A 7,394-nucleotide genomic window follows, 5' to 3' on the forward strand; every position below is an offset into this window, starting at 1 on the left:
TCCTGGCCTTGCGGGTCCCGGTCAGGCGGCGGCCGGGTCCGCGATGCCGTACCCGGCCTCGACGATCGCGGCGCGCAGCCGTTCGTCTTCGAGTTCCGTGCCGTGCACGGTGACGGCGTTGGCGGAGAGGTCGACCACGACCTCGCTCACCCCGGGCACCTCGGAGACCTCTTCCCTGATACTCGCCGCGCAGTGCTCGCAGCTCATTCCGGTGACGTTGTACTGCTTCTGAGCCATGACGCAACTCCTGGAAGCTGATGGGGGGTTCGGCATGACGTACGTTCGCGTGAACACGGATGCTCAGGCTGTCGCCGTCACCTCAGTAGTCGGATGAGCCGAGCCTGAAGTTCCGCCGCGAGCAAGCTGATTCCGATGCTCCTCGTGGGGCTCAACTGGCCGGCGGGGCTACTTCCAGCCTTCCCGCCACATTTTTTGGGACAGGTCCGGGAACTCACGTGCGATCCCTCCCGACTTGTGGGACGAGGCTGCCTTCCGGCAGCCCGCCCACGAAGGTGAGGGGCGGAAAGGTGACAGACCACAGACCCGGTTCGGAACAGCCCGGGCGCATACCCGACGGCTCTGCCGGCGAGGACCGCTGGCTGCTGGTGGCCGTGGCGGGCATGCTCTCGTTCGTGGCGATGCTCGACATGAACATCGTCAACGTGGCTCTCGCGGACATCGCCGACGGCCTGCACGTCTCCGCCGCGACCGCCCAGTGGGCCGTGCTCGGCTACCAGCTTGCCGTCGTTGCACTGCTGTTGCCCGTCGGCCGCTGGCTGGACGGCGTGGGAATGCGCTCCGTCGTACTCGTCGCGACCGCCGGCTTCGCACTGTGCAGCGCGTTGGCAGCCGCCGCTCCCTGGGCTGCCTGGCTGATCGTCGCCCGCATCGCGCAGGGCGCGTTCGGGGCGGTGCTGTTCGTGCTGATGCCGGTCCTCGCGATCCGCTCCGTACGGCCCCAGAAGCGAGGGCGGGCGATGAGCGTGCCCGCGACTTTGGGCCCGCTGGGGGCGGTGACCGGGCCGGCCGTGGGCGGGCTGCTCCTGGACCATCTGGGCTGGCACGCCGTCTTCCTCGTCAAGATCCCCTTCTGCGTGCTCGCCCTGGTCGTGGCCTGGCGTGCGATGCCGCCGGACGGCGCCCTACGCCGGCCCGAGCGGCGTTCGGCAGCAGACGCCCTCCTGGTGGCCACCGGTGTGGCGGCCCTGCTGCTGGCGCTGACCCTGGCCTCGGACCGTCCGGCGGGGCTGGTACTTGCGCTCGCGGCAGTCCCGCCGCTGTGGTGGTGGCTGCGCCGTCCGGGCGGGCGTCCGGTGACCGGCGTGCTGCGCGTCTCGGGACTCTTCCGGGCACACGGGGCGGTACTGGCGCTGGCGGCCGGCTTCGCGGCCATGCACTACGTCGTCGCCCTGCACCTCCAGCGCGACGACGGCGTCAGCGCCACGACCACCGGGCTCACCGTGCTCGCCTTCCCGCTCGGTATGGGCCTGGCCGGACCGCTCGGCGGACGCCTCGCTGATCGGTACGGCGCCCGGCCGATAGCGGTTATCGGCGCTGCCTTCACCGCCGCCGGCCTGGTTCTCCTCGTTCCTCTGGGCGGCGACTGGTCACCGGTGGACGTCGCCTGGCGGCTGGCGCTGGCTGGCATCGGCATGGGCTTGAACGGCGGTCCGACCCAGGCCCTGGTGATGGGTGCCGCCCCGCCGGAGTGGACCGCGACCGTCGGCTCGACCGTCCAGTTCGCCCGCAGTCTCGGTTTCACCCTGGGCCCGGCCCTGGCCGCCGCCGCCTGGGGCCTTGCCGGACCTGCCGACGGCGTGCACGCCGCCCTCGCCGTGGCCGCTACCGCCGCCTGTCTCCCCGTACCTCTGCTGGCGCTGCCCGCCCGACGTCCGGCCGCCGTGCCGGACAAGACCACCGACGCGGCGTCCGCCGCCCATCGTTGAGCAAGGAGTCACCCGTATGTGCGGAATCACCGGCTGGGCGAGCTTCCACCAGGACGCCCGCACCGAGGCCCCGGTCATCGAGGCCATGACCGCCACCCTCACCCCGCGGGGCCCCGATGCCGGAGGCGTCTGGCTGGGCGAGCGTGCCGCGATCGGCCATCGCCGCCTGGCCGTCATCGACCTCGAGGGCGGCGTGCAGCCGATGGCCGACCGTCCCGAGCAGCCGGACATCGTGCTCACCTACAGCGGCGAGGTGTACAACCACCACGAACTGCGGACCGAGCTGCGTGGCAGGGGCCATGTCTTCCGCACCCGCAGTGACACCGAGGTGGTGCTGCGCGCCTACGCGGAGTGGGGCGAGGACGTCGCCGACCACCTGGAGGGCATGTTCGCGTTCGCGGTCTGGGACGAGCGGGCACAGCGGCTGCTGCTGGTGCGTGACCGGCTCGGCGTGAAGCCGCTGTTCTGGGCGGCCGTCGACGGCGGCGCGGCCTTCGCCTCCGAACCCAAGGCCCTGTTCGCCCACCCCGAGATACGGCCCCGCGTGGACGCGGTCGGGCTGCGGGAGGCGTACAGCCTGCTGTTCAACACGGGGCCGACGATGTGGTCCGGGGTACGGGAGGTCGAGCCCGGCGGGCTGCTGGTCCTCGACCGGGACGGCATCCGCGAACGCCGCTACTGGCAGCTTGAGGCCAGGGACCACACCGACGATCAGGACGTGACGGTGGAGCGGATCCGTGCGCTGGTCGGCGCGGCGGCCCGCAGCCAGCTGGAGGCCGACGTCCCGCTCTGCAGCCTGCTCTCCGGCGGCATCGACTCCACTGTCCTCACCGCCCTGCTCGCCGACGAACTACGGCTGCGAGAGGGGACGGAAGCGAGGATCCGCTCGTACGCCGTCGACTACAGCGACCAGGCCGAACAGTTCACCGGCGACGTCCTGCGCACCGGCCACGACACCCCGTACGCCACCGAGGCCGGCGCCTTCATCGGCACGGAGCACAGCACCGTCGTCCTCGACCCGCGTGCTCTGCTCGACCCCGAACACCGCAAGGCCGTCGTCGCCGCCCGCGACTCGCCGATCGGCGTCGGCGACATGGACACCTCGCTGTACCTGCTGTTCGGCGAGATACGGCAGCACTCCACTGTCGCTCTGTCCGGCGAGGCTGCAGACGAGGTCTTCGGCGGCTACCCCTGGTTCCACAACCCGAAGGCCCTCGCCGCGCAGACCTTCCCGTGGCTGTTGGTCACCGGCGACGAGGCCGCCATGCCTCTCAACCCCGAACTCGACCTCCGCATCGGCGAGTTCCGCGACGACACGTACCGCAGCGCACTGGCCGCCGTACCGCACCTCGACGGCGAGAGTCCCGCCGAGCACCGGCAGCGCGAGATGCAGCACCTGTCCCTCACCCGCTGGCTGCGCCAGCTCCTGCACCGCAAGGACCGGCTGAGCATGGCTCAGGGGCTGGAGGTGCGGGTACCGTACTGCGACCACCGGCTCGTCGAGTACGCATTCTCCACGCCCTGGGCGCTGAAGAGCTTCGACGGCCGTGAGAAGAGCCTGCTCCGCGCCACCGGCACGGGCCTCGCCCCGGACTCGGTGCTGTACCGGCCCAAGAACCACTACCCGGCGACCCACCACCCCGACTACAACCGCGGCCTGCAGGACATGGCCCGCGACGCGCTCGCCATCGAACAGGTCCGGGCCCTGGCCGACGAGACCCGGATCAAGCCCTGCCTGGACACCCTGCCCGACCGGCTGGAGTGGGGCCACCGCCTGCGTCTGGAACGTGTCATCGACCTTGCACTGTGGCTGGACCACCACCGCCCCGAACTCGCCCTCTGAGGAGCCTTCGCATGACCATCCAGGAGCCGATGCCCGGCACCGATCCGGACGTCCTGCCCGATCCGGTCCCGCTGATGGGCTGCCCCTACAAGGCCAACCCCTACCCCCTGTACGAGCAGATGCGCGAGGCCGGCCCGGTACACCGCGTCCTCTTCCCCAGCGGAGTGCAAGCCTGGCTCGTCACCGGCTATGACGCCGCCCACGCCGCGCTGAACGACGAGCGCCTGGGCAAGAACCACGACCGCGGCAACGACCGCTGGCGCGCCCGCGCCTCGATCATGCCCGAGCCCCAGCACTCCCAGCTCCAGGTCCACCTCCTCCACCAGGACCCGCCCAAGCACACGCGCATGCGCCGCTTCGTCACCGACGCCTTCACCCCACGCCGGATCGAGAGCCTGCGCCCCCGCTTCCAAGAACTGGCGGATGCGCTGATCGACGCCATGCCCGAAACCGGCCCCGCCGACCTCGTCACCGGCTTCGCCGCCCACTTCCCCTTCCAGGTCCTCACCGAAGTCATCGGCCTCCCGCAGGAACTCGCGGCCCGCTTCGACCGCGACTGGGGCAAGGTCGTCCAGCCGGTAGGCCCCACCGACCCCGGACGCCCGCTGTATGAGGCGCGGCTGCACGGCCTGCAGAGCTACATTGCCGACGTCGTCGCCCACAAGCGCGAACACTGGGACGACGACCTGCTCAGCCGCCTCGTCGTGGCCCGCGACCGCCGCGAACTGTCCCAGGAAGAGTCGGACTCGATGATCTTCCAGCTCCTCGTCGCCGGCCAGGAACCGGTCACCAACCAGATCACCACGGCCCTGATCGCCCTCTTCCGCAACCCGGACCAGCTGGCCCGGCTCCGCGACGAACCGGACCTGCTGCCGCGCGCGGTCGAGGAACTCCTCCGTTACGACAGTGCCTTCGAACTGACCACTTGGCGCTTCTTCGACAAGGACAGCGACCTGCACGGCACCGAGGTCCCGGCCGGCGACTCCGTGATCGTGTCACTGTGCGCCGCCAACCGCGACCCGCGCCGCTTCCCCGACCGCGACACCCTCGACCTCGACCGCAACCCCAACCCCCACCTCGCCTTCGGCCACGGCATCCACTTCTGCCCCGGCGCCGCCCTCGCCCGCGCCGAACTCCAAATCGCCCTGGGCACCCTGCTCGCCCGGCTGCCCGGCCTGCAACTCGCCATCAAAGTCGAGGACATCGAGTGGATCCCCGCCGTCCTCGGTCGCGGCACCAACAGCCTGCCCGTCGGCTACGACCGACGCCGCTGACACCGACGTACCGCTGACCGTGTCCGGCCACACCGGCCGGACCGGTCCCGGCTGACCCAAACCCGCTGACCACTGGCGCCTGGCGTGCATTCCCGCCACGGCGCCATGTCGACACGCCCTCGTACTCCAGGAGGAACGACATGCCCCTGACGACCGCGTCAGACGCCCTCCCCACCCGCATCGGCACCGAGCTCCTCAACCTGCTCCTGCCGTATCACCGCACGACCGATCGCGCTCCCGTTCCCGCCCCCGCCGAAGCGTTCCCCCATCAGCTGCGCCGCATCGCCGACTTCGTACACGAGGGCGCCCCGGTCGTCTTCACCCTGCCTGCCTTCCCCTGCAAGTCCCCCAACCCCGCCAAGGTCCTCGGCCACCTCCCCGACCAAGGTGAACGCCTCTCCCTCACCTTCCTGAACACCCTGTGCACCGAGATCGAGCGGATCTACCCGCCCGGCGCCCGGGTGATCATCTGCTCCGACGGCCACGTCTTCGGCGACCTCATCCACGTCCCCGACCACCACATCGACTTGTACGCCGACGACCTGCGCATACAGATAGCCCGACTGGGCCTGGACAGACTGTCCGTCTTCGACCTCCGCGACATCCTCGGCGACCTCCCGCACGACACGAAACGAGCCCACGTCCACGACCGCCACGCCCCCACCCTGGACGCACTGCGTGCCGAGGCCCGTACCGACGACCAGACTCTCGCCCTCTACCGGGGCATCACGCGTTTCCTCGTCGAGGACACCGCCGACTGGACCGGCACCCGCTCCGCCCTCCAACGCGAATGCCGGCAACGCGCCTACGGCGTCATCCAGCGCAGCCGCGCCTGGGGCGACCTGATCGCTGAGTACCACCCCAACGCCGTACGCCTCTCGATCCACCCGCAACCCGTCGGCGCGCCGAAATTCGGCATCCGCCTCCTCGACGCCCCCGACGCCTGGACCACCCCCTGGCACTCCGCCGCACTCCACCGCGCCGACGGCACCTGGACGCTTGTGCCCCGAGCGACGGCGGCTCGACTGGGCCGACTGATCCAACGCGACGGCAGGCCCAGCCACTTTGAGCACAACTGATCAGGCGGGGGTCGCGGCGACGGCCACTGTGCCGTCAGCCGCTCTGCGCGGCGCGGGCACTCCAGCGCTCCTCCACCTTTTCGGGAGTCGCGTCGGTCTTCTCCACCGTGCCGCCGGGCAGCATCGGCAGCGCGCCTCGCGGGCCGGGGTCGGCCAAGAGGATGACCCGACGGTCGGGGACGAAGCACCACGCCCAGGCTTGCTGAACGGGGAGCCGTTCGGCGAGGGGGTCGCGGTTGAAGGGGCTCTCCCACAGAGGCCGGTAGCGAACGTGCACGTCATGGCGGTCCAGCACCGGGACGTCGAGGATGTGCCGGCCATCCGCGAGGTGAGCGGTGGCTGTGTTCCCGAGCCGTGCACGGTAGGCGGCGAGCATGATCTGCCCGTCCATGGGACGCAGCTGCTGCACCGCGTCCCGGGTCTCCAGGAAGGCATACTCGGACAGCTCCTCGCGCGGGAGGCGGATGGCCTCCGCCTGGTCAGCAGTGAGCGTTCCGCCATCGAAAACGAACCGGATCTCTCCGGGGAAACGCGTGCTGTGCTGGCTGTCCGGGTGGTGCGGAGAGAGGGAGTGGACGGCGAGCACGCCCGACAGGGGCAGGCTCGTCAGGCCCAGTTCCTCGGTGATCACGCGCCGGCAGGCGACGTGCGGGTGTTCGCCGGTTCGACGACTCCTCCGGGCAGCAGCCACCGGTCGTCCTCGCGGTAGGTGGGGTGAACGAGCAGGACGCGGCCGACTTGGTCAGTGACGAGCGCGGCGGAGCCGACCCACACCGTGTGCCGGGGGACGGCGTGGTGCCCTGCGGACAGGGCGGCACGTGGTGCGACGTCATTCGAACGTGAGACGGGAGTGGTCACTTGGCGGTGCCATCCTTGTCGGTGGGGCGGGCATGGGTTCGGCACGGGCCTGGAGCGGTGATCAGGAGGTACCGCCGTTCATCCGGCGCTGCAGCTCCCTCGCGGTCGGCCGGGGCCGATGCGGGGGACACGGATCCGTTCCAGCAGAGGGCGTGCGCAGATGCTGTCGTGGCGCTGGCCCGGTGTCAGGAGTATGGCGAGTGGGCGTCCTTTGCCGTCGCAGGCGAGGTGGATTTTGGTGGTCAGTCCGCCTCGGGATCGGCCGAGGGCGTGATCGTCCGGTTCGTCAGATCGGTGGTTCCCCGAGGCTGCTATATCGCGTCAAGCTGCTTGAGGAAGATCGTCAGGATTCGCTCCGATGCCGCGACTGGGGTGTTCGAGCATCTTGAAGAGC

General features: G+C 70.5%; 7 protein-coding genes and 1 pseudogene. 4 read left to right on the plus strand and 4 right to left on the minus strand.

The window, feature by feature from the left end:
• Window positions 1-21: 21 nt before the first annotated feature.
• On the minus strand, window positions 22-237 hold the full coding sequence (locus ACFY01_RS44460) for a heavy-metal-associated domain-containing protein (RefSeq protein ID WP_311695737.1): 216 nt from the start codon (window positions 235-237) through the stop codon (window positions 22-24).
• Window positions 238-527: 290 nt separating this feature from the next.
• On the opposite strand from ACFY01_RS44460, the gene ACFY01_RS44465 reads away from it, so the two are divergent.
• From ACFY01_RS44465 to ACFY01_RS44480, 4 genes are all read left to right on the plus strand, one after another.
• Window positions 528-1,946: an MFS transporter gene (locus ACFY01_RS44465; RefSeq protein ID WP_390741484.1), complete on the plus strand. Its 1,419-nt coding sequence runs from the start codon at window positions 528-530 to the stop codon at window positions 1,944-1,946.
• Window positions 1,947-1,962: 16 nt separating this feature from the next.
• On the plus strand, window positions 1,963-3,789 hold the full coding sequence (asnB, locus tag ACFY01_RS44470; protein WP_390741485.1) for an asparagine synthase (glutamine-hydrolyzing): 1,827 nt from the start codon (window positions 1,963-1,965) through the stop codon (window positions 3,787-3,789).
• Between the two features lie 11 nt (window positions 3,790-3,800).
• Window positions 3,801-5,063, plus strand: coding sequence for a cytochrome P450 (locus tag ACFY01_RS44475; RefSeq protein ID WP_390741486.1), 1,263 nt, complete (start codon window positions 3,801-3,803; stop codon window positions 5,061-5,063).
• Between the two features lie 140 nt (window positions 5,064-5,203).
• Window positions 5,204-6,142 (plus strand): L-tyrosine/L-tryptophan isonitrile synthase family protein, encoded by a 939-nt coding sequence (locus tag ACFY01_RS44480; protein ID WP_390741487.1) that lies wholly within the window; start codon window positions 5,204-5,206, stop codon window positions 6,140-6,142.
• 34 nt (window positions 6,143-6,176) lie between these two features.
• On the opposite strand, the gene ACFY01_RS44485 is transcribed toward ACFY01_RS44480, so the two are convergent.
• From ACFY01_RS44485 to ACFY01_RS44495, 3 genes and pseudogenes are all read right to left on the minus strand, one after another.
• Window positions 6,177-6,773: a hypothetical protein gene (locus tag ACFY01_RS44485; protein ID WP_390741488.1), complete on the minus strand. Its 597-nt coding sequence runs from the start codon at window positions 6,771-6,773 to the stop codon at window positions 6,177-6,179.
• A complete protein-coding gene (locus tag ACFY01_RS44490) occupies window positions 6,770-7,000 on the minus strand; it encodes a hypothetical protein (RefSeq protein WP_390741489.1) in 231 nt (76 codons plus the stop codon). Before ACFY01_RS44490 ends, ACFY01_RS44485 begins: the two co-directional genes overlap by 4 nt.
• A gap of 99 nt (window positions 7,001-7,099) precedes the next feature.
• Window positions 7,100-7,285 (minus strand): annotated as a pseudogene (locus ACFY01_RS44495) (transposase); the annotation flags it as partial.
• Window positions 7,286-7,394: the final 109 nt, after the last annotated feature.

The organism is Streptomyces sp. NPDC001480 (assembly GCF_042894725.1).
In the GTDB taxonomy this organism is placed as follows: Bacteria; Actinomycetota; Actinomycetes; order Streptomycetales; family Streptomycetaceae; genus Streptomyces.

Excerpts from the sequence above, each read along its gene's own strand:
- ACFY01_RS44460 (WP_311695737.1), bottom strand. The coding sequence starts at position 237 with ATGGCTCAGAAGCAGTACAACGTCACCGGAATGAGCTGCGAGCACTGC.
- asnB (WP_390741485.1), top strand. The coding sequence starts at position 1,963 with ATGTGCGGAATCACCGGCTGGGCGAGCTTCCACCAGGACGCCCGCACC.
- ACFY01_RS44475 (WP_390741486.1), top strand. The coding sequence starts at position 3,801 with ATGACCATCCAGGAGCCGATGCCCGGCACCGATCCGGACGTCCTGCCC.
- ACFY01_RS44480 (WP_390741487.1), top strand. The coding sequence starts at position 5,204 with ATGCCCCTGACGACCGCGTCAGACGCCCTCCCCACCCGCATCGGCACC.